This is a genomic window from Sphingomonas sp. 67-41 (assembly GCF_001899725.1).
Lineage (GTDB): Bacteria > Pseudomonadota > Alphaproteobacteria > Sphingomonadales > Sphingomonadaceae > Sphingomonas > Sphingomonas leidyi.
Genome location: NZ_MKWJ01000018.1, coordinates 1 through 21,281 on the forward strand (window position 1 = coordinate 1; position 21,281 = coordinate 21,281).

Annotated in this window: 18 protein-coding genes; 5 read left to right on the forward strand and 13 right to left on the reverse strand. The window is 68.9% G+C overall.

The features are described 5' to 3' along the window. On the forward strand, positions 1 to 543 hold a 543-nt coding region (locus tag BGP17_RS09555), incomplete at its 5' end, for a GtrA family protein (RefSeq protein ID WP_286711812.1). A 9-nt stretch (positions 544 to 552) separates the two neighbouring features. On the opposite strand, the gene mprF is transcribed toward BGP17_RS09555, so the two are convergent. The 3 genes from mprF to BGP17_RS09570 form a co-directional block, all read right to left on the reverse strand. Continuing rightward, complete coding sequence (mprF, locus tag BGP17_RS09560) at positions 553 to 3,183, reverse strand: bifunctional lysylphosphatidylglycerol flippase/synthetase MprF (RefSeq protein WP_286711813.1); 2,631 nt, start codon at positions 3,181 to 3,183, stop codon at positions 553 to 555. Further along, entirely contained in the window at positions 3,132 to 3,554 is a 423-nt protein-coding gene (locus tag BGP17_RS09565; RefSeq protein ID WP_167301610.1) for a DUF2147 domain-containing protein, read from the reverse strand. Before BGP17_RS09565 ends, mprF begins: the two co-directional genes overlap by 52 nt. Before the next feature lie 71 nt (positions 3,555 to 3,625). Continuing rightward, positions 3,626 to 4,360, reverse strand: coding sequence for an AcvB/VirJ family lysyl-phosphatidylglycerol hydrolase (locus BGP17_RS09570; protein ID WP_286711814.1), 735 nt, complete (start codon positions 4,358 to 4,360; stop codon positions 3,626 to 3,628). Positions 4,361 to 4,469: 109 nt separating this feature from the next. Here BGP17_RS09570 and BGP17_RS09575 point away from each other — a divergent pair, with 109 nt between their 5' ends. From BGP17_RS09575 to BGP17_RS09585, 3 genes are read left to right on the forward strand one after another with little or no spacing between them, the layout of a single operon-like run. Beyond that, entirely contained in the window at positions 4,470 to 4,946 is a 477-nt protein-coding gene (locus tag BGP17_RS09575) for a PDZ domain-containing protein (protein ID WP_286711815.1), read from the forward strand. Further along, the gene (locus BGP17_RS09580) at positions 4,915 to 5,598 is read left to right on the forward strand and encodes a winged helix-turn-helix domain-containing protein (RefSeq protein WP_286711816.1); all 684 of its coding nucleotides are present in this window, start codon (positions 4,915 to 4,917) and stop codon (positions 5,596 to 5,598) included. Before BGP17_RS09575 ends, BGP17_RS09580 begins: the two co-directional genes overlap by 32 nt. Further along, positions 5,534 to 6,961: a sensor histidine kinase gene (locus BGP17_RS09585; protein WP_167301614.1), complete on the forward strand. Its 1,428-nt coding sequence runs from the start codon at positions 5,534 to 5,536 to the stop codon at positions 6,959 to 6,961. Before BGP17_RS09580 ends, BGP17_RS09585 begins: the two co-directional genes overlap by 65 nt. Positions 6,962 to 7,038: 77 nt before the next feature. Here the strand turns inward: BGP17_RS09585 and BGP17_RS09590 are convergent, their stop codons facing one another. From BGP17_RS09590 to BGP17_RS09615, 6 genes are all read right to left on the reverse strand, one after another. Next, positions 7,039 to 7,383 (reverse strand): hypothetical protein, encoded by a 345-nt coding sequence (locus BGP17_RS09590; RefSeq protein WP_167301615.1) that lies wholly within the window; start codon positions 7,381 to 7,383, stop codon positions 7,039 to 7,041. Beyond that, entirely contained in the window at positions 7,380 to 10,748 is a 3,369-nt protein-coding gene (locus BGP17_RS09595; protein WP_286711817.1) for a trifunctional glycoside hydrolase family 18/polysaccharide deacetylase/glycosyltransferase family 2 protein, read from the reverse strand. The genes BGP17_RS09590 and BGP17_RS09595 overlap by 4 nt, the downstream gene beginning before the upstream one ends. A gap of 311 nt (positions 10,749 to 11,059) precedes the next feature. Continuing rightward, positions 11,060 to 11,191: a hypothetical protein gene (locus BGP17_RS09600; RefSeq protein WP_286711818.1), complete on the reverse strand. Its 132-nt coding sequence runs from the start codon at positions 11,189 to 11,191 to the stop codon at positions 11,060 to 11,062. 76 nt (positions 11,192 to 11,267) lie between these two features. After that, positions 11,268 to 12,662, reverse strand: coding sequence for a PepSY-associated TM helix domain-containing protein (locus BGP17_RS09605; RefSeq protein ID WP_286711819.1), 1,395 nt, complete (start codon positions 12,660 to 12,662; stop codon positions 11,268 to 11,270). Beyond that, positions 12,659 to 14,941 (reverse strand): TonB-dependent receptor, encoded by a 2,283-nt coding sequence (locus tag BGP17_RS09610; RefSeq protein ID WP_286711820.1) that lies wholly within the window; start codon positions 14,939 to 14,941, stop codon positions 12,659 to 12,661. The genes BGP17_RS09605 and BGP17_RS09610 overlap by 4 nt, the downstream gene beginning before the upstream one ends. A gap of 34 nt (positions 14,942 to 14,975) precedes the next feature. Continuing rightward, positions 14,976 to 15,380, reverse strand: a complete 405-nt coding sequence (locus tag BGP17_RS09615) for a DUF2946 family protein (RefSeq protein ID WP_286711821.1) — start codon at positions 15,378 to 15,380, stop codon at positions 14,976 to 14,978. 144 nt (positions 15,381 to 15,524) lie between these two features. Between BGP17_RS09615 and BGP17_RS09620 the strand changes: the two genes are divergently transcribed. After that, the gene (locus BGP17_RS09620) at positions 15,525 to 16,019 is read left to right on the forward strand and encodes an asparaginase domain-containing protein (RefSeq protein ID WP_167301619.1); all 495 of its coding nucleotides are present in this window, start codon (positions 15,525 to 15,527) and stop codon (positions 16,017 to 16,019) included. A gap of 44 nt (positions 16,020 to 16,063) precedes the next feature. Here the strand turns inward: BGP17_RS09620 and hutU are convergent, their stop codons facing one another. From hutU to hutI, 4 genes are read right to left on the reverse strand one after another with little or no spacing between them, the layout of a single operon-like run. After that, a complete protein-coding gene (hutU, locus tag BGP17_RS09625) occupies positions 16,064 to 17,719 on the reverse strand; it encodes a urocanate hydratase (protein WP_286711822.1) in 1,656 nt (551 codons plus the stop codon). Next, positions 17,716 to 18,513 (reverse strand): N-formylglutamate deformylase, encoded by a 798-nt coding sequence (gene hutG / locus BGP17_RS09630; RefSeq protein WP_286711823.1) that lies wholly within the window; start codon positions 18,511 to 18,513, stop codon positions 17,716 to 17,718. The genes hutU and hutG overlap by 4 nt, the downstream gene beginning before the upstream one ends. Further along, positions 18,510 to 20,039: a histidine ammonia-lyase gene (gene hutH, locus BGP17_RS09635; protein WP_286711824.1), complete on the reverse strand. Its 1,530-nt coding sequence runs from the start codon at positions 20,037 to 20,039 to the stop codon at positions 18,510 to 18,512. Before hutH ends, hutG begins: the two co-directional genes overlap by 4 nt. Further along, positions 20,036 to 21,223 carry an imidazolonepropionase gene (hutI, locus tag BGP17_RS09640; RefSeq protein ID WP_286711825.1) on the reverse strand — a complete coding sequence of 396 codons (1,188 nt, stop codon included), beginning with the start codon at positions 21,221 to 21,223 and terminating at the stop codon, positions 20,036 to 20,038. The genes hutH and hutI overlap by 4 nt, the downstream gene beginning before the upstream one ends. Positions 21,224 to 21,281 lie beyond the last annotated feature (58 nt).

The window sequence follows — 21,281 nt, forward strand, 5'->3', positions numbered from 1 at the left end:
CTGCTCGACATCATGACGGCCTCGCCGCGGCCGCTGAAGTTCCTCGAGCTGCCCTATGTGTTCCGCACGCGGGCGCTGGGGGAGAGCAAGCTCGATTACGTGGTGGCGATGGAATATCTCATCGCGCTCTACGACCGGATGTTCGGCCGGGTGGTGCCGGTGCGCTTCGTGATGTTCTCGGGCATCGGCGCGCTGGGCGCAGGCGTGCATTTCCTGGTGCTTGGCGTGCTGTTCCGCGGCCTGGCCTGGCCCTTTGTCGGGGCGACGATGCTGGCGGTGCTGGCGGCGATGACGTTCAACTTCTTCCTCAACAACGCGCTCACCTATCGCGAGCAGCGCCTCAAGGGGAGCGGCCGTTTGCTGCGGGGCTGGGCAAGCTTCTGCTTCGTCTGCAGCGTGGGCGCGGCGGCGAATGTCGGGGTCGCGGCGTTCCTGCACAACGTCCAGCACGGCGACTGGCGCTTCGCGGCGCTGGCCGGCATCGCCGTCGCCGCCGTGTGGAACTTCGCCCTGTCCTCGCGCTTCGTCTGGGGACGGTACTGAACCGACGGGTCAGGCCACCAGTCGCAATCGCCGCCGCATCGCGGCGCTGCGCGAGCCACCGCCCACCAAGGTCTGCAAGTCGATCATCCCGCGTGCCAAGCCCAGGCCCGGAGGGGCGGCGATGTAGCGCGCGGTCCATGCCGGCGAGAATTTGTCCTTGTACGCTCGCAGCCCCTCGAAGCCGTAGAACGCGTCGCCATGGCGATAGAGCAGTGCCCCGATCCGCGCCCACATCGGCGCCAGGCGGCGCGATTCGATGCCCGATAGCGGCGCCATGCCGAGGTTGAACCAGCGATAGCCCTGGTCGCGGCCCCATTGCATCAGCTGGACGAACAGGAAGTCCATGGTGCCATAGGGCGTCTCGGCCAGATGCCGCATCAGATCGACCGAGAGTTCTTCGCGATTGTCCGTCGCCCAGATATTGGCGAAGGCGACGATCCGCCCATGGTGGCGCACCAGCGCGCAATCGAAGCGGGAGAGATAGGCCGGATCGAAGCGGCCGACCGAGAACGCCTTCTCGCTTTGCCCCTTGTCGTGCAGCCAGGCGTCGGAAACGGTGCGAAGCTCGGCCATCAGCGCCGGCACCTGTGCCGCGGGGACGATCTCGAAGCAGGCGCCCTCGCGGGCCGCGCGGCGCTCCGAATGGCGCAGCGAGCGTTTCTCCGGCCCCTCCATGGTGAAGCCGGGCAGCGCCACACGCGCCTCCTCGCCATATTTGACGAGCTGCAGGCCCAGGTCGATCGCGATCGGCAGGGCATCGGTGGAGATCTGGTAGAGCAGCAGCCGGCCCTGCGCCGCGTCCGCCATCTCGCGGATCTGCCAGAGCATGTCGCCCCATTCCTCCGCAGGGCCCACCGGGTCGCCCATCACGATCCAGCTCTGCCCCTGCACCTGGTACATCAACAGCGTCTGGCCGCTTTCCGAGCGCAGGAAGCGCTTGTCGCCGGCATAGGCGAGCAGCGCGTCCGTGCGGTTGGCATGGACGAGCGGCAGGCGCGGAAGCTCGGTATCGGGCGCATGTTCCTCGCGCTTCGGCTGGGCATAGCCGAACCACTGAGTCACGGCGACGCAGGTAAGCGCCACCGCAGCCGCAAAGCTTGCGCGCAGGAAGCGCGAAGCGTCGCCGCGCCAGGCGAATTCCCACCACAGATCGTCCTGATAGGGCACGTTCTTGAACGCGAAGAAGCCGATCCAGGTCGCTAGCGCCACGGCGACCGCGACGGATAGCAGTGCCCGCGTCGAGAGCGTGCTGGTGAGCGCGGTCTTGCGGTAGAAGGCGGTGCGCGAGAGTTGGAGCAGCCCCGCGATGATCAGCAGGATCATCGCCTCCTCATAATCGACGCCCTTCACCAGCGAAAAGAGGGCGCCCGCCAGCAGCAGGGTACGGCAGAGGTGGAAGGCCGCATCGAGCCGCCGGTAGAGCGCCGGGGCGATCAGCAGCAGCGCGGTGCCCGCCAGGCTCGCCGCGATGTGCGAGGCTTCGACGAAGGGCAGGGGCACGAAGGCGTGCAGGTCGCGCAGGCGGGCATGGATCGCCGGCAGCGAGCCCGAGACGAGCAGCACCACCCCGCCGACGAAGACCAGCGCCGCGAGGAAGGTCGGTGCCAGCCCGTGCATCGCCAACCCCACTGCGCGGATCGCGGCGAGCGGCTTCCGCAACTGACGCCGCTCGTGCACCGCGAGCAGCGCGCCCGCGACGAGCAGGGGGAACACATAGTAGATCAGCCGGTAGAGGATCAGTGCCGCCACGATGCGCGACGGGTCGGCGCTGGGCAGCACTGCAAGCATGACTGCCTCGAACACGCCCACGCCGCCGGGCACATGCGTTACCAGCGCCGCGATGATCGCCAGCGCATAGCCGAGGAAGAAGGCGGGGAACGCGTGCAGCCCCGCGCCGGGAACCAGGATCAGCAATGCCGCGCTGGCCAGCGCGAGGTCGATCGCCGAGGTTGCGATCATGCCCAGCGCCTGGGCCAGGCTCGGGCAGCGCAGCCGCCAGCGCCACAATTTCACTTCGCGCGCCGGGCCGCGCAGCATCGCCAGCACGCCCAGCGTCACGACCAGGATCGCGATGCCGATCCCGCGTTGTACGCCGGCCGGGATGGTGAAGCCGGCCAGTTCCAGGCCGCCGGCGTGCAATGCCAGCGCCGCGCCCGCCATCACCACCACGCCCGACCAGAAGGTGAGGCTCGCGGTGGCGATCACCTTGACGATCTCCGCCGTGTCGAGCCCCGCCGCGCTGTAGACGCGGTAGCGCGCCGATCCGCCGGTGAGCAGCGCGAAGCCCAGATTGTGGCTCAGCGTATAGCTGGTAAACGAAGCGAGCGCAGCGGTGCGATAGGGCAGCGGCCGGCCGATGATGCGCAGCGCGAGCACATCGTACAGCGTCAGCATCACATAGCTGCCGATGGTGAGCGCCAGTGCGCCGGCGATCTGCCATGCGCTGATTGCGCGGAAGGCGTGGCGCACGTCGCGCCAGTGCACCTCGTGGAGCAGGCCGCGCAGCGCCGCGAAGGCGAGCGCGGCGATCGCGACGACGGCGCCGACCTGTAGTGCGGTCTTGTAGGCGGGGCGCATCGCGGTCGGCTTCAGCCGCGCTGCCAGACCTGCGACTTGCAGATCCAGCCACCCAGGATGCATCCGCTGATCTTCAGGCTGTTCGGCCCCTGCTGCTCGATCTTCGAATAATAGGTCTGGCCCATGTCGGGCACATAGACCCGGCCCTGCCATTTGCCGTTGCCGGTCGGGTGATAGTCCTGGAGCAGTTCGGTGCCGATCAGCTTCTGGACGCCGCTGTCGCGCGCGTCGCGCTGGGCCTCGTCATTGGCCCAGACCACCCAGCCGCACAGCTTGTCGCCGCACGCGCCGGTCTGCACCTTCACGGAGCCGCGCGGGTTGACCCAGGTGCCGACCACGCCGGTCGCGGCCGCCGGCGCCTGGGCCGATGCCTGCACCGCGCCGAGCAGAATGGCCCCGATGCCGATGCCGGCCAGTATCTTGCCGAAGCGCATTTCGAAACTCCCTCGGTATCTCTCGTGACGCTCTTTGGCCCTGCGCGCCTGTCGGTGGCGTGGTCGCAATCCTAATTTTTGGTAATGTCCGTAACCGCCCGGTGGAGCGTATCGTACAACGTATCGGGGTCGTGGTGAAGCATGTGCCCGCCCGGCAATGCCACGCGCCGCACATTGGCTTGGGTCAGCATCGGGCACAGGCTGTTCTTCTCCTCCACCCCCTGCACGCAAAGCGTCGGCACCCAGGTGAGCTGGCGGCCGGTGGGCAGCGCCATGGCGTCGGGCTTGACCCAGTTGAACATTTCGGAGGGCGAGGCGTGGTAGAAGACGGTATCGGTCGGCACCACCAGCGCGACCAGCTTCACCTTGGCGCGCAGGTCCTGGGGCAGGCCGGTCAGGCCCACATGCGTCATGTCGGCACCGAAGGATTGCCCGACCATCACCAGCCGGTCCGCATGGCCGAAGGCGAGTGCGCGCCGCGCCGCGTCGGTGATCAGCGCCCGCACTTCGGCGGGCGTGCGCTGGTGCCGGAAATAGGCGAGCGAGCTGACGCCCACCACGGGCACGCCGTCCGCGGCGAAGCGCTGCGCGATATCCGGCCCCATGCCGATCTTGAAGCCCATGTCGCCCGATACCAGCACCACCGCCAGCCCCTTCAGTGCCGGCGGCGCCGGACGCGTGGGCGAGATGTCGTAATAGACCGGGCCGCCCAGATAGCCGATATAGGCGAGGAAGCCGGTGAAGCCGGCGAGTATCAGGGCCAGGGCGGCGAGGGCGATGCCGAGCTTGCGGCGGCGAAGGCGCATGGCGAACTCCTTGAAAGTCCAGCTTCCATAGATACACGCAATTCGCTTTCCCGTGACGAGATCATGACCAAAGCTTAACGTGACTTGCCCCGGCGCCAGGGGCATCCCCATGCTCGCAATGACGAGCCGCGACATCCAGGACAACGCCGCTTCCGCCGCCCGCACGATGCGCGGAACCGACGGTTTCGTGCTGATCCTCGTCCTCTCCTTCGCGCTCAGCGCCATGGTGATCCTGGGCTGGGCCTGGCGGTCCGGGATCAACCATGTCTTCGCCGCGCAGACCGGCGCCAGCCTGTTCCCGGGCTTCACCGCCGAGACGCCAGGCAACACGGCGCGCGGGCTGGTGGTGACCAGCCTGCGTTCGGGAAGCGAGGCGGCCAGGGACGGGATGGAAGTGGGCGATGCGATCATCGCCATCGACGGACGCGGGGTGGACACGCTCGACCAGGCCCGGCGCTATCTGCGCAACGATCCCCATCCGCAGGTATATCTCGACTTGGTGCACCAAAAGCAGCTACGCCATCTCAAGCTCTTGCGAAGTGCGAGTGGAGAGAATGGGGCACAAGCTGCTGCTGGTGGAGGATGACGAGCCCACCGCCGCCTATATCGTCAAGGGAATGAGTGAAGAGGGGTTCACGGTCGACCGTGCCGATAACGGGCGCGACGGCCTGTTCCTCGCCAGCGACGGCAGCTACGACGCGATCGTGCTCGACCGCATGTTGCCGGGGATGGACGGCATGGCCGTGCTCGGCGCGCTGCGTGCTGCCAGGATCGAGACGCCGGTAATCATCCTCTCGGCGCTCGGCACGCCGGACGACCGGGTCGGCGGCCTCACTTCGGGGGCCGACGACTATCTCGTGAAACCCTTCGCCTTCGCCGAACTGCTGGCCCGCGTCCGCCTGCTGCTGCGCAAGCGCGGCGCCGCGGAGACTGCGGTGACCAAGCTGGGTTCCGGCGATCTGGAGATGGACCTGCTCTCGCGGCGCGTGAAGCGCGGCAGCAAGGTGATCGATCTCCAGCCGCGCGAATTCCGTCTGCTCGAATATTTCCTGCGCCATCCGGACCAGGTGATCACGCGCACCATGCTGCTCGAAGGGGTATGGGACTATCATTTCGATCCCGGCACCAACGTGATCGACGTCCATATCAGCCGGCTCAGGAAGAAGCTGGACGATGGCGGCGAGCCGATCCTCCACACGATCCGCGGCGCCGGCTATCGTCTCGGCCCGGCGGCGTGAGGTGACGCTGCGCTGGGGGCAGCTCGCGCGCTCGGTCATCGCGCGCTTCGTGATCATCGCCTTCCTGGTGCAGCTCACGGTCACCGGCGGCATCCTGCTCTTCGTCCAGCAATCGAGCGAAAGCGCGCTCGCCGCCGAACAAAAGGCGCTCGTCACCGATCTGCGCGAGGATCTCGTCTCCGCCTGGCATGCCGGCGGCGATGCGGCGCTCATCCGGATCATCGACGCGCGGCTCGCCCAGGCGCATGCCAGCCCGCTGGTGATCCTGCTCGCCACCGCCAAGGAAGACCCGATCCGCGGCAATCTGGGCGATTGGCCCACGGTGATCCCGGCCGAGACCGATTGGCGTGCGATCGAGCTCTATCGCACCGGCAGCGACCGGGCCGAGCTGATGGGCGTCTCTTCCACCACGCTCCCCAATGGCGAGCGGCTCCTCGCCGGCCATGTGATCACCTCGAGCGTTCGCCTGGCGCGCGTGAACGAGGAAGCGATCACGGCGGCACTGGTGATCGGCGTGATCTTCGCGCTGCTCAGTGCGCTGCTGATCGGCCGCGTCCTCTCGAACCAGATCCAGGCGGTGGTCACCACCGCGAGCGACGTGGGCGAAGGCCGGCTGGGCCGCCGCGTGCCGATCGACGGCAGCGGCGACGCGTTCGATGCGCTGGGCGAAGCGGTCAACGCGATGCTCGATCGGATCGAGGCGCTGGTCTCGCAGCTGCGCATGATGACCGACGGGCTGGCGCACGACCTCAGGTCGCCCGTCACGCGGATCAAGGTCACGCTGGAACGCGCGATCATCGAGACCGAGGACGAGACCGCGCTCGCGGCGCTGGAGCGCGTGTCGGGCGAGGCGGAGACCCTGCTCGGCATGCTTTCCACCGCGCTGCTGATCAGCCGGGCCGAGGCGGGGATCGGGCGCGACCGCTTCGTCGATACCGACATCGCGGCGCTGCTCGAGGATCTTGCCGAAGTCTATGGTCCGCTCGCCGAGGATCGCGGCTTCGAGATCGCGGTCGAGGCCGAGCCGGGCCTGCACGCGCCGCTTCATCGCGAACTGATGGGCCAGGCGCTGGGCAACCTGATCGAGAACGCCACCAAATATGCCGAGGGCGGCCGCCGCATCGTCATCGGCGCCGCGCACGAGGCAGGCGGCATCACGCTGTCGGTGGCCGATGATGGCCCCGGCATTCCCGCCGAACGCCGAGCCGAGGCGCTGAGCCGCTTCGGCCGCCTCGATCCCGCCCGCCACGTCACCGGCTCGGGCCTGGGGCTGTCGCTGGTCGAGGCGGTGGCGCGGCTCCATCAGGGCAGTTTCACGCTCGAGGACAACGCACCGGGGCTACGCGCGGCGATCCGGTTCTGACCTCGCTTCCTGCCGCCGTGCATCCCCGCCTGCGCCGGGGGGGGCGCTGGTTTCACAGGCTTGCGCGCGTTCCCGACCTAGACCGCCAGCGCATAGGTCATCACCAGCGCGGCCACGGTCATCAGCAGCATCGCGGCGATGAAGGTCACGTCGGCGACGCGTTCCAGCTCGTGCATCCGCTTGGTCGTCACTGTCCGCAAGGCGAAATAGGACGTCAGCGTCGCGATCAGGAACAGCACCGCGTCCAGCGCCAGCAGGTCGTCGGCAAGCGTGTTGGCGCGCCGCACCGCGATCACCACGCGCAGGATGCCGATCGCCGTCAGGCACACGCCCACCATCGCCGCGGCGATCGGGCAGATCATCCGGCAGGCGCGTTCGTCCAGCACATATTGGCTGGGTCTTTCCTCGGGCGATTTCCTCATGCGGCGGTTGCCTGCGTCTCCCGCGTGTCCTGCGCTGCCTGCGTTTCCGGTGTCGCCTGGGCCTCCACCCGGCCGCTGCGCTCCAGCTTGCCCCAGCCGACCCAGGGGCCGCGCAGCGCGTTGGCGACGGCGCGGATCACCACCCAGTACATCAGCTGGCGATAGACGAAGCGCTGGGCGAGCAGCAGCAGCCCCGGATAGCGCTTCTCGCGCTTCTCCATCCGATAGGCGACCCAGCCGCACAGGAAGTCGATCGCCATGAACGAGATCCAGTAGATGCCCATGCGCAGTACGTCGCTCTCGGTCTGCGCCCAGCCATGCTGCCAGACCCGGATCGCGGTGCCGACGATCGAGGCGATCAGCGCCAGGTCGATCAGCGGAGAGATCAGCGCGAAGGCGATCTGGAACACCCAGGCCTGGGGAATGCCGACCAGGGCCAGGCCCGCCGGCTTGCGGGTGCGCAGGATCGCGCGGTGCTTCCACAGGCACTGGAGCGTGCCGAACGCCCAGCGGAAACGCTGCTTGGCGAGTGCGCGGAAGCTCTCGGGCGCTTCGGTCCAGGCGACCGCGTCGATATCATAGCCAACGCGCCAGCCCTTGCGCTGGATCGCGATGGTCAGGTCCTGGTCCTCGGCCAGGGTGTCGACCGGATAGCCGCCCACATCGTCGAGCGCCGCCTTGCGCCACGCGCCGACCGCGCCCGGCACCACCATGATCGCATCGAGGCTGGCCAGCGCGCGCCGCTCGAGATTCTGCGAGGTGACATATTCCACCGCCTGCCAGCGGGTGACCAGGTTGATGCGGTTGCCCACCTTGGCATTGCCGGCGATGGCGCCGACTTCCGGATCCTCGAACCAGCGGGCAAGGCGGGCGATGGTCAAAGGCTCGAACTGGGTGTCGGCATCGAGCGCGATGACGATATCGCCCTTGGCCAGGGCCAGCCCGTGGTTGAGTGCGCGCGCCTTGCCGCCATTCTCCAGGGTCAGCAGCTTGACCCGCGGCTCGTCGGCAAAGGCGGCGCGGACCAGATCGCTGGTGCCGTCCTGCGACCCATCGTCGAGCACGATCACTTCGACGTTCACCTGCTCGCTGGCGAGCGCGCGGCGGACCGAGGCTTCGATCACCTTCGCTTCGTTGAAGGCGGGGATCAGCACCGAGACGAAGCGATCGGGCGCGATCTCCGGCGCGACCGGGCGGTTCTTCCGGCGATTGCCGTTCACTGCCAGCCCGGCAAGGACGAGGGCGCGGGCGATGCCGAGCGCGATCGCCAGGAAGAACGACCATTTCAGCATGAAGCCAAGCGTGGCCGCGACCAGGAAGATGCCCACGTCCATCCGCACCGCGGCCAGGTCGCCTTCCTGCACCTCGGGCATCACCTGGTCGCGCGTGAGGCCGGCGAGCTGCGAGACGGGGACGAACTGATAGCCCTTGGCCCGCAGCCCGTCGATGATCCGCGGAAGCGCCGCCAGCGTCTGCGAGCGATCGCCGCCGCCATCGTGGAGCAGGATGATCTGGCCCGACTGCTCGGCATTGCCCGCTTCCACCTCGCGCAGCGTGGTGTCCACGATCGCGTCGACGCCGGGGCGCTGCCAGTCGTTCGGGTCCACGTGCAGGCCGACATTGGTGTAGCCGGCGCGCTGCGCCGTCAGCGCGGGGATCAGTTCGTCCGCGGTGGTCGGTTCGGCGTCGCCGAAATAGGGCGCGCGGAACAGGCGGACCGAGCGGCCGGTATAGGCCTCGATGAGCCGCTGCGTGGCGTTGAGCTCTATCCGCGTGCCGCGCGACGAAGTCAGCGCCAGGTTGGGGTGGGTGAAGGTATGGCTGCCGATCTCATGGCCCTCGTCGACCACGCGGCGGACGAGGAACGGCTCGGCCATCGCATTCTCGCCGATCATGAAGAAGGTGCCGGTCACCTGCTTCTGCTTGAGCACGTCGAGGATCTTCGGCGTCCAGTCGGCATCGGGGCCGTCGTCGAAGGTCAGCGCGATCTTGCCGGGCATATAGCCGGTGCGGGTGACGACATAGGGGGTCGGCAGCGACTGGAAGATCTCGTCGACGATCAGCCCCTGCGGATTCTGGACGATCGTGCGCGCGCCGACGCTCGGCGTGCTGGTGATGCGCAGGATCTCGCCCGATCCTTCCACGTCGACATCGCCGACGGCTTCGATCCGGCGCAGATCGGGGATCTTGCCCGAATGCGCCGCGCCCAGCGCCGCCCAGAAATTGGAATCCTCCGAGCCGAGGCGCCACAAGGCGACGCCCCCCACGCCCTTGATGTTGGCGGCGCGCAGCTGGTTCCAGGCAGTGGTGGCGTCGGCCATCCACACGGTGTGCTCGGTGCCATTCTCCTCATAGGCGAAGCTCTGGTTGCCGCTCGCCTTGTCGAAGGTGACGGTGGCCTCGCTGTCATGCGCGATCAGCCAGGCCTCTTCGATCGAGATCGGGTCCGCCTTGCCCGGCGCCGTCCAGTTATAGCCATAGTTGGCGATGCCGACGATCAGCTTCTCGGCGGGCACCTGGGTCAGCGCGGCGTTCATCTGGCGGACGAACCAGGCCTGGCTGGCGATCGGGCCCGCGGCGGTGGCCGGCGCGTGCTCGTCATAGTTCATCAGGATCACATGGTCGGCCGCGGCGGCATAGGCCTTCATGTTCCAGTCGTCGTCCTGCGCCGGCACTGTGACCGCGATGCTCAGCTTCGCCGCGGCGAAGCGGGCGCGCGCCTCGCGCAGCAGCGCCAGATAGTCGCGCTGCGAGGCGGTGGGCAGTTCCTCGAAGTCGAACACCGCGCCGTCCGCCTTGCGCGCCACCAGCGTGCGCTGCAGCTCGTCGAGAAAGGCGGCGCGCGCCTTGGGGTCGCGCAGCAGCGCGGCGGCGCCGACGCTGTCCCAATTGTCGCCGGTGGCGTTCTGCACCATCGGCAACACCTTGGGCCGGCGCGTGGCCGAAGCGAGGATCGGGTCGAATTCGGTGTCGGGCGCGGTGGCGATGCGGTGTTGCGGCCCGGTGACGGTGTAGAGCGAGGGGACCACCCAATCCAGCTCGTTGATATGGCGGCGCAGCGAGGCGCCGCTGGCATCGTCCCAGGGCACGTAGAAGCCCACCGCGAGCGGTGCGGCCGAGGCCTTGGCCGGTCCTTGCGGCAGCCAGGACGCGAAGCTGTGGCGCAGCCGGTTGGCCTGCTGCTTGAGCGAACGCGGCTGGGGATGCTCGAGCGCCATGGCGAGAGGGCCCGGCGTGGGCACCCGCACCACGGTCATCGCGAAGGCGCCGGCGGCGAGCACGATCACCAGCAGCAGCGCGAAGAAGGCACGCATCGTCCAGCGGTTCCGCTTGCCGCTCGCATCGAAGAAGATCGGACGTTCCATCGCCTATATGCCCTGGTTGCAATGTCTGGGTGCGACGCCCGGCCCGAGGAGTGCAGGAGGGCCGGGCGCCGCGGTTTGCCGGCCATGAACGCGGATATGGCCTGCCCGTTCGGGATAGCCTTGCCCGCCCTTCCCGGACCTGCCTTCCAGATTAACTTACTGTCATGTGCGCGGATGGCCAAAACAAAACGGCCGGCGCGGGAGGGGGGCGCGCCGGCCGTTCAGGTATTGCGGGTGCGGGAAAAGAGGAAACCCGCACCCGCTGACATCGCCCCGAACAGGGAGAGTGGGCGATGCCGAAACTCTCGGGGTCAGCGCCCGTGCGCGGCCACCGCCGCCGGCGCGTGGGCGACGAGGCGGGCATCCGCGGTCGACCAGGCTGCCGATCCGCTCACCAGCGTGGCGATGGCCAGCAGCGCGATCGTGGTGCGGCGATGGGGCATTGCCTTACTCCTCTCTGGTCGTTCTCGGTGACCGTGGATGGGAAATGCGCCCTTGCCGGTATCGGGGCGGTGGCCGTCAGGTTACATTTTGGTCAGGCACGCGCAGCCCCAGCCAGCGGGCCAGCCCCGGCGCCGTGCGCCGCGCACCCAGTTCGAACGTCGCCGCGATCGCCAGCGTGATCCCGAACAGCGGCATCAGCAGCCCGAGCAATATTGTCAGGCCGACCAGCGCCCAGCTGTGCCGCAGCGGATCCTTCGCCGCCGGTGCGCCCAGCCGGCCGTGCGGCCGCCGGCGCCACCACAGCACCAGGCTCGACACCGCCAGCGTCACCAGCCCGATCAATATCGTCAGGTTGGCCAGCTGGTTGAGCAGCCCCAGCCACGCTCCCTCGTGCACGGCGACGCCGAAGCCCACCGCGCGGTCGATCCAGTGCCGGTCGCCAAAGCCCTGCGATCCGATCACGGCGCCGTCCTCGCCGATCTCGACCGAGACGCGCCGCGTCCGGTCCTCGGCCTGCGACCGGGCGAGCCAGCGTCCGCCCGCCCGCGTCGGTGGACTCACTTCGGCCGGTGCCGCGAGCCCCAGCGTCATCGCCTTGCCCACCACCCGGTCGAGCGCCGGCCCGGCGGGCACGACATGCACCATCGTCATCCCGTGATGCCCGGCATGTTCGTCCAGCATCGCGCGGGCGCCCTTGTCGAGCTCGGCGCGCGCCGCCGCGTCCGCCGTCGACCCCGCCGACCAGTCCTGCCGGCCCGCCGCCGTGCCGGTCGCCACGCGCACCTGGCGGAGATAGTCGCCCCAGTTCTTGGCCCAGGGCAGGCCCGATGCGATCAGGAATACCGCGCCGATCGATACCCAGAGCCCCGTCACCGCGTGCATGTCGCGCCAGAACACGCGCCTGCCGGCGCCGAGCCGGGGCCACAGGATCCCGCCCGGCCCCTTGCCCTTGCGCCCGCGCGGCCACCACAGGAACAGGCCGGTGAGGATCATCACGATCGTCCAGCAGGCGGCGATCTCGACGAGCGCCGACCCCCGGTCGCCCGCCAGCAGCTCGCCGTGCAGGCGGAAGATCACGCGCATGAACCGGTCTTCCTCGGGCACCGCCTTCAGGACCTGCCCGGTCTGCGGATGCACCCAGACGCGCGTCTCCTCGGCGCCCTTGCCGACGAGCAGTTGCACCGCGTCGTCCGGTGCTTCGGGCAGGACATATTTGTGCAGCACCGACCCCGGCACCGCCGCCGTGCCCGCCGCGGCGATCCTGTCGGGCGCCAGCATCGGCCGGCCCGGCACCGCGACATGCGCATAGGGGGCATAGAGCCATCCCTCGATCTGCGGCTTGAACAGATAGATTCCGCCCGTCACCGAGAGCCACAGGATGAAGGGCACGCAGAAGATGCCGGCATAGAAATGCCAGCGCCACACCGCGCGGAACCAGCGCTCGTGCCGGGCGGGGGCGGGCCCGCTCACAGCGTCCACCCCGCTTCGACCAGGAAGCTGCGCTGCGGATAGGGGTGATACACCCAGGCGCGATCGTTGGTGATATTGTCCACCCCTGCGCTCAGCCGGAACCGGTCGGTCATCTTCCAGTTCACTCGGGCATCGAGCGCGAACAGCTCCGACGTATAGCCGAAGGTATCGCCGCGCTGGAGCCCGAACAGATCGGTATTGGGCCGCGTCGCATAGCGCATGCCCATGGCAACCAGTACCCGCGGCGTCACCTGATACCGGACATTCGCGTTGAGCCGCCAGCGCGGGATGCGCGGGAACTGCACGCCCTCCGCCGCCGGCGCGCTGGCGTTGCGCACCGTCCTCGAATCGATCCAGGCAAGGTTGGCATCCAGGGCGAGCCCGCGCACGCCGACGTCGCGCGCCTCCGCGATCAGTTCGAGCCCGATCTGCCGCGTCACGTCGATATTCTTGAAGCTCGAGGTCGTGATCCCGTTCTGGTTGAACCCGACGAACGAGAAGATCGTGTCGTCGACGCGCTGCCAGAAGGCCGAACCGGTGAGCTTCAGCCTGCCGAAGTCATGGGCCACCACCAGGTTGGCGTCGCGCGAGCGCTCGGGCTTCAGGTTCGGATCGAAGCTGTCGCGGTTGAAGCTCCCGTCGCCGTTCAGGCTTCCCTGAAAGAGCTCGCCCACCGTCGGGAAGCGTGTCGCCTCGGCCAGGCTCAGCTGCACGCTGGTCGCGCCGCCATGCCATTCGACCGAGAATTTCGGATCGAACGCCGTCTTGCCGCGCGCCGCATAACGGTTGGTCACCGGCTGGCCGGAGGTGCCGATCCGCCCGAGCCCGCCGTCGAACGCCCGCCAGCTCTCCAGCCGCGCGCCCAGCGCGAATACCAGCGCATCGGCATGCAGCCGCGCCTCGGCCCAGCCGGCGAGCAGCCGCGTCTTGCCGAAGGTGCGGGTAGAGAAGGCCCGTCCGCCGTCCGAGCGCCAGTGCGGCAGCGTGTAGTTGGTCAGGTCGGTTCGATAGAGATTGGCGCTCGCTCCCGCCGCAAGGTCGAGTGCGCCCGCCTTGCCGTCCAGCGAGAGTTCGGCAGTGTACCAGCCGGTCGGCCCCTGCCGGGCCAGCAAGCCCGCACCGTCGGCGGCACCCGCCGCCCAGCTCGCCGACGTGAACCCGTCCGACCGTGCGATCTGATAGGTCGAGAGGTTGAGCTTCGCAGTCATGCCGGCACCGACCGGCGCCGCGATCCTGGCGCCGGCGAGGAACTCGTCCCGCACCGTCCGCGACCAGCGGGCACCCGAAGCCGTCCAGGTCCGCCCCAGCGTCGTCACGCGTCCCTCGCAGACCTTGCCGCCCGCCGCGTCGCGCAGATAGCAGTCGGGCGCATATTGGGCATCGAGGTTGTGCCAATAGGCGAACAGCATCTCGCCGGTAACGCCCGATGCGCCGTCATAGCCGATCCGCAGCTTGGCCTGGTCCTGCGTCGTCGCCGCCGGGCTTTGCGCGGCGAAGACGGGATTGCTCGCGCTTCCCGGCGCATTGGGGATGGCCTGGCCCGGATCGACCACCGCACCGGTCACCGGCGTGCCCGTCGCACCCGCGGCCGGGGCGAGCCCGTACCAGCTCATCGGCTGGCCGTCGTTGCGGAAGTGTCGCCCGGAGATCCGCGCCGACCAGGGCCCGTCCTGCTGCCGCCAGCCCAGGCCTGCTTCGCCCGACCAGCCCCAATAGGTCGCGCGGGTGCCGTATTGGCCATAGGGCTCGGCCAGGCCCTGCACCGTGGCGAAGGCCTCGGTCTTCTCCGGCGAGCGGGTGGTGATGTTGACGATCCCGCCCATGGAATTGCCCGAATAGCGTGCCGAATAGGGGCCGTAGACGATGTCGAACTGCTCGACCTCGCCCGGGCCGACCACGCCCCATTTCGGCGCGAAGCCGAAGGAGTTGCCGAGGAAGTTCGACACCACGAACCCGTCGACCATCACCAGCGTGCGGGCGCTCTGGGTCGAATGGGTGCCGCGAAAGCCGGGGACGCCATTGGAGTCGCCGGCATAGCGTTTGCGCACGAAGAAGTCGGGCGCGTATTTCATCAGGTCCTCGACGTTCTGGGCGTTGACGCCGGCGAATTGTTCGTCGCCCAGGCTCACCGAGAGTCCGCGCGGGTCGATGGTGATCGGCGCGCCCTTCTGGCCGATGACGAGGATGGAGGAATCATTCTCCGCTTCCTGCGCCAGGGCAGGAGCGGCGATGCACAGGAGCGGCAGCGCGCAGAGGCGCGCGCGACGATGGGAAGACATGGGAAATCACCTGAACGAGGAAAGTCCGACGGGTTCAGGTGCGGGCAGGGGGTCCTTGGGCGGGCGGCTGGGCAAAGGCCCGGCGCCGGATCCTGGGTTGCGCGGCGGGTGCGAAGCCCAGCGCAAGCAGGAAGGCGATGGCGGCGAGCAGCAGCACCGGATCGGCGCCGCCTGCCATGGCATGGCCGAGCGAGGAATAGGCACAGCCGCCGTCCTGCTTGGCGCCGTCGGGCGCCTTGGCGTGATCGGGCGCCATCGGCAGTTCGATGGTCATCGTCGCCGGGCCGCTGCCATCGCAGATCGCCACGGTGAGCGTCTTTCCGCCGGTGTCCGCGAGCATATAGCCCTGGGGAACGAGCGCCTTCATCGCCAGCGCCATGGCGATCAGCCACAGCGCCAGCCGGCGATGTTCCTTCAGGAAGACGCGCCATGCCCCCATGGACGCCCCGGCTACGCGCTTCGGGGCCGCGTGTCACGTCCGTATTGGGGGACAGGGGCCGGGCATATTGTCCAAGCCCTTCGCGGCGGGGGATGGCGGTGGGGGATGCTTTTCCTGTTGCAAGAACCGGCGTAAGGGCCGCGCATGACCAGCACCCAGCCCATCCTCGTGCTCACCACCGGCGGCACGATCGACAAGCAATATTTCGACGCGTCGAGCAAATACACGATCGTCGGCACCATGGTGACCCGGCTGCTCGAGCTGGGCCGCGTGCTGCATCCCTTCGAGGTCGAGGAAGTGATGCGCAAGGACAGCCTGGAGATGGACGATGCCGATCGCGCCCTGATCGCGGCGCGCGCCGCCGCATCGGATGCGAAGCGCATCGTCATCACGCACGGTACCGACACGATGACCGAGACCGCCGGGGCGCTGACCGGCATCGAAGGCAAGACGATCGTGCTGGTCGGCGCGCTCGCCCCGGCGCGCTTCGCCGAGAGCGACGCCACCTTCAACCTCGGCATGGCCTTCGCCACCGTCCAGGTCGCGAAGCCGGGCGTCTATATCACGATGAACGGCACCGTGTTCGAAGCCGGCAAGGTGGTGAAGGACCGCGAGGCGGGCAGGTTCGTGGAGATCTAGGTTCCCCCTATCTTCCTGGGAGGGGAGACGCTGCGGCCGCCGCCCTACAATATCCCCGGCAGGTCCAGCCCCTTCTCCCGCGCGCAATCGATCGCGATGTCATAGCCCGCATCGGCGTGCCGCATCACGCCGGTGGCGGGGTCGTTCCACAGCACCCGCTCGATCCGCCTGGCCGCTTCCGGCGTGCCGTCGGCGACGATCACCATGCCGGCATGCTGCGAATAGCCCATGCCGACGCCGCCGCCATGATGCAGCGAGACCCAGGTCGCGCCGCTCGCGGTGTTGAGCAGCGCGTTGAGCAGCGGCCAGTCGGAAACCGCGTCCGATCCGTCGCGCATCGCCTCGGTCTCGCGATTGGGGCTGGCGACCGATCCGCTGTCGAGATGATCGCGGCCGATCACGATCGGCGCCTTTAGTTCGCCCGACGCCACCATCTCGTTGAAGGCCAGGCCCAGCCGGTGCCGGTCGCCCAGTCCCACCCAGCAGATGCGGGCCGGAAGCCCCTGGAAGCGGATGCGCTCGGCGGCCATGTCGAGCCAGTTGTGGAGATGCGCGTCGTCGGGCAGCAGCGCCTTCACCTTGGCGTCGGTCCTGGCGATGTCCTCGGGATCGCCCGAAAGCGCGGCCCAGCGGAACGGCCCGATCCCCCTGCAGAAGAGCGGGCGGATATAGGCGGGGACGAAGCCGGGAAAGGCGAAGGCATCGGCCACGCCCTCGTCGAGCGCGACCTGGCGGATATTGTTGCCGTAATCGACCGTCGGCACGCCCGCCGCATGGAAGTCGAGCATCGCGCGGACATGCCGCGCCATCGAAGCCCTGGCGGCACTGGCCGTCGCTTCCGGGTCGCGCTCCCGCCGCTCGATCCATTCGGCGACGGACCACCCCACGGGCAGATAGCCGTTGACGGGGTCATGCGCCGAGGTCTGGTCGGTCAGCAGGTCGGGGCGGATGCCGCGGGCGAACATCTCGGGCAGGATCTCGGCCGCATTGCCGAGCAGGCCGACGGAGACCGGCTTGTCGGCGTTCCGGATGATCTCGAGCGCTTCGTCGATCGTCTCGGCGGCGCGATCGAGATAGCCGGTGCGCAGGCGCATCTCGATCCGGCTGGGCTGGCACTCGATGGCGAGGCACGAGGCACCCGCCATCACCGCCGCCAGCGGCTGTGCCCCGCCCATGCCGCCCAGGCCGGCGGTGAGCAGCCAGCGGCCCTTCAGGTCGCCGCCATAATGCTGGCGGCCCATCTCGGCGAAGGTCTCGTAGGTGCCCTGCACGATGCCCTGGGTGCCGATATAGATCCATGAGCCGGCGGTCATCTGGCCGTACATCGCCAGGCCCTTGCGATCGAGCGCGTTGAAATGCTCCCAGGTCGCCCAATGCGGCACGAGGTTCGAATTGGCGAGGAGGACGCGCGGCGCGTTCTCGTGCGTGCGGAACACGCCGACGGGCTTGCCCGACTGGATCAGCAGCGTCTCGTCGGCTTCGAGATCGCGCAGCGCGGCGACGATCCTGTCATAGCTCTCCCAGTCGCGCGCCGCGCGGCCGATGCCGCCATAGACCACCAGCTCCTCGGGCCGCTCGGCGACATCGGGGTGCAGGTTGTTCATCAGCATGCGCAGCGCCGCCTCGGTGAGCCAGCTCTTGGCGGTGCGCTCCGTGCCGGTGGCGGGCTTGATGATGCGGCTATTGTCGAGGCGAGTCATTCCGGGGCTCCGGCGAAATTGAGACAGGCTTGGAGGATGTTGGTCAGCGCCGCGCGCATCGGGGCAGCGCGGGCTTTGTCATAGGGCGTGGGCCACCATGCTTCGTCGAAGCTGGCGGGCTCGTCGATATAGCCGCGACAGGCCAGCTCCATCTGGATGGCGTGGACGCCCCCTCCGGGCCGCCCATAATGGCGGGTGGTCCAGCCGCCGCGGAAGCGCCCGTCGGTCACCTGGCTCCAGGGCGTCGCGGCGCAGGCGGCTTCCACGGCCTGGCGCAGGGCAGGGGCGCAGGTCGTGCCGCCATTGGTGCCGATGTTGAACTGCGGCAGCTCGCCCTCGAACAGTCGCGGCACATGGCTGCGGATCGAATGGGCGTCGTAGAGGACGACCCTGGGGTGGATCGCCCGGAGCCGGGCGATCTCCGCCTCGATCGCGGCGTGATAGGGATCGAAATAGGCGGTGCGCCGCCGGGCGATCTCGTCCGCATCCGGGTTCTGGAGCGGCTCGCCGTCGAAGGTGGTGGTGGGGCAGAGCTCGGTCGTCGCCTGGCCCGGGTAGAGCGAGGCGCCCGAGGGATCGCGGTTCACGTCGATCACGCTGCGGGAAATGCCGGTGCGGATCGTGGTCGCTCCGAGGCCGGCGGCGAAATCGTAGAGCCGGTCGATCCACCAGTCGGCATCCTTGCGGGCGAGCCAAGGTGAGGCGAACGCGATCTCCGCCGGAATGTCCGTCCCGGTATGCGGGAAGGCGACGATCAGCGGCGCCTCGCCACGATGGACCTGGGGCCGGCTCATGCGACCCCCGGCAGCGCGATTCCCGCCGCCTCGGCCACCGCGCCGGCGCGGACCAGCGCGGTCGCGGCCTCGATATCGGGATGGAAGTGCCGGTCATGGTCGAGCGTCGGCACGTCGCGCCGCAGCCTGGCGCGGACGCGTTCCAGAGCCGCGGAGGAAGCGAGCCCGGCATGGAAGTCGCAGCCTTGTGCCGCGGCGAGCAACTCGATGCCGATCACTGCGCCGGCGTTCGCCGCCATCTCGAGCAGGCGGCGGGCGCCGTGCGCGGCCATCGAGACATGATCCTCCTGGTTCGCCGAGGTCGGGATCGAATCGACGCTGGCCGGCGTGGCGCGCTGCTTGTTCTCGGACACGAGCGCCGCGGCGGTCACCTGGGGAATCATGAAGCCCGAATTGAGCCCCGGCCGGGGCGTGAGGAAAGCCGGCAGGTTGGAAAGGGCGGGATCGACCAGCATTGCGATCCGGCGCTCGGCGATCGAGCCGATCTCGCAGATCGCCAGCGCGATCATGTCCGCAGCGAAGGCCACCGGCTCGGCGTGGAAATTGCCGCCCGACAGCGCCTCGTCGGTCTCCGGGAAGATCAGGGGGTTGTCGGAGACTCCGTTCGCCTCGGTCTCCAGCGTCGTGCCTGCCTGGCGCAGCAGGTCGAGCACCGCGCCCATCACCTGGGGCTGGCAGCGCAGGCAATAGGGGTCCTGCACGCGCGGATCATTGTCGCGATGCGAGGCGCGGATCGCGGAGCCCTGCATCAGCGTGCGCAGCGTCTCGCCCACCGCGATCTGGCCGGGATGGCGGCGCAGCTGATGGATGCGCGGATCGAACGGCGCATCGGTGCCCTTGGCCGCCTCGGTCGAGAGCGCGCCGGTCACCAGCGCCGCCTGGAACAGCGTCTCGGTCTCGAACAGGCCGGCCAGGGCGTTGGCGGTGGAGAATTGGGTGCCGTTGAGCAGGGCGAGACCCTCCTTGGGCCCAAGCGTCAGCGGGGTGAGGCCGGCCTCGGCCAGCGCCTGTGCGGCGGGCAGCACGCGGCCCCCCATTTCGATCTGCCCGACGCCGATCATCGTCGCAGCCATGTGCGAGAGGGGCGCGAGATCACCGCTGGCGCCGACCGACCCCTGGCTCGGCACCACCGGCGTGAGGCCCCCGGCCAGCATCGCTTCGAGCAGCGCCACCGTGGCCGGCCGCACGCCCGATGCGCCCTGGGCGAGGCTCGCGAGCTTCAATGCCATCATCAGGCGGACCACGGGACCAGGCGAGGGCGCGCCCACGCCCGCGGCATGGCTGAGCACGATGTTGCGCTGGAGCGTGGCCAGGTCCTCGGCCTCGATCTTGACGCTGGCGAGCTTCCCGAAGCCGGTGTTGATCCCGTAGACGGGTTCGCCACGCGCCAGGATGCGCGCCACCGCGGCCGCGCTTTCGGCGATCCGCGGGGCGGCGGCGGGATCGAGCTTCGGCACCGCGCCGCGCCAGATCGCGCGCCATTCGGCCAGCGGCACCGCGCCGGGGATCAGCAGGATTTCGGTCATTGGCCCTTCCAGATGCGGGCATGGAGCGGGTTGAGCCCCATGCGATAGACAAGTTCGGCCGGCCGCTCGACGTCCCAGATCGCGAGGTCGCAGGACTTGCCGGGTTCGATGGTGCCGATCTCGCGATGGAGGCCCAGCGCCCGTGCCGCCTCGCGGGTCATGCCGGCCAGGCACTCCTCCACGGTGAGGCGGAACAGCGTCGCGGCCATGTTCATGACGAGCAGAGGGCTGGTGAGCGGGGAGGTGCCGGGATTGCAATCCGTGGCGAGGGCGATCGGCACCCCCGCGTCGCGCAGCGCCTGGACCGGCGGCAACCGGGTCTCGCGGACGAAATAGAAGGCGCCGGGCAGGAGCGTGGCCACCGTGCCCGCCTCCGCCATCGCCGCGATCCCGGCATCGTCGAGATATTCGAGATGGTCCGCCGACAGCGCGCCATGCGAAGCGGCGAGCGCGGCGCCATGCTGGTTGGAAAGCTGCTCGGCATGGAGCTTCACGCGCAGCCCATGCGCGCGGGCCGCTTCGAAGACACGCCGGGTCTCGTCGGCAGTGAAACCGATATTCTCGCAAAAGGCATCCACAGCATCCGCCAGCCCCGCCCCGGCCACGGCCGGGATCATCGCCTCGCAGACGAGGTCGACATAGCCGGCGCGGTCGTCCGCATATTCGGGCGGCAGCGCATGCGCGCCAAGAAAGGTCGTCGCGATCCGGACCTTGCGCTCCCGGCCCAATGCCCTGGCCGCGCGCAGCATCTTGAGTTCGCCATCGAGCGAGAGGCCATAGCCCGACTTCACTTCGACGGTGGTCGCGCCCTCGGCGATCAGCGCGTCGAGCCGGGGCAGCGCGCTCGCCGTCAACTCGGCCTCGCCTGCCGCCCGGGTGGCGCGCATCGTCGAGACGATCCCGCCGCCGGCCCGCGCGATCTCCGCATAGCTCGCGCCCTGCAGGCGCAGCTCGAACTCGTGCGCGCGGTCGCCGCCATGGACCAGGTGCGTGTGGCAATCGATCAGCCCGGGAGTGATCCAGCGGCCCTCGCAGTCGATCGTCTCGACCGCGGAGGGGGCCTCGCGCGCGGACCCGATCCAGGCGATCCGGCCATCCTTCGCCGCCACTGCGCCATGCTCGACGATGCCCATCCCAGGGCCCGCCATCGTCGCGATCCGTGCATTGGTCCAGAGTCGGTCCATGCGCGCATCCTTGCCTGTGGATGCGGTTATGTCTAGACATATTAAAACCAATCCATCG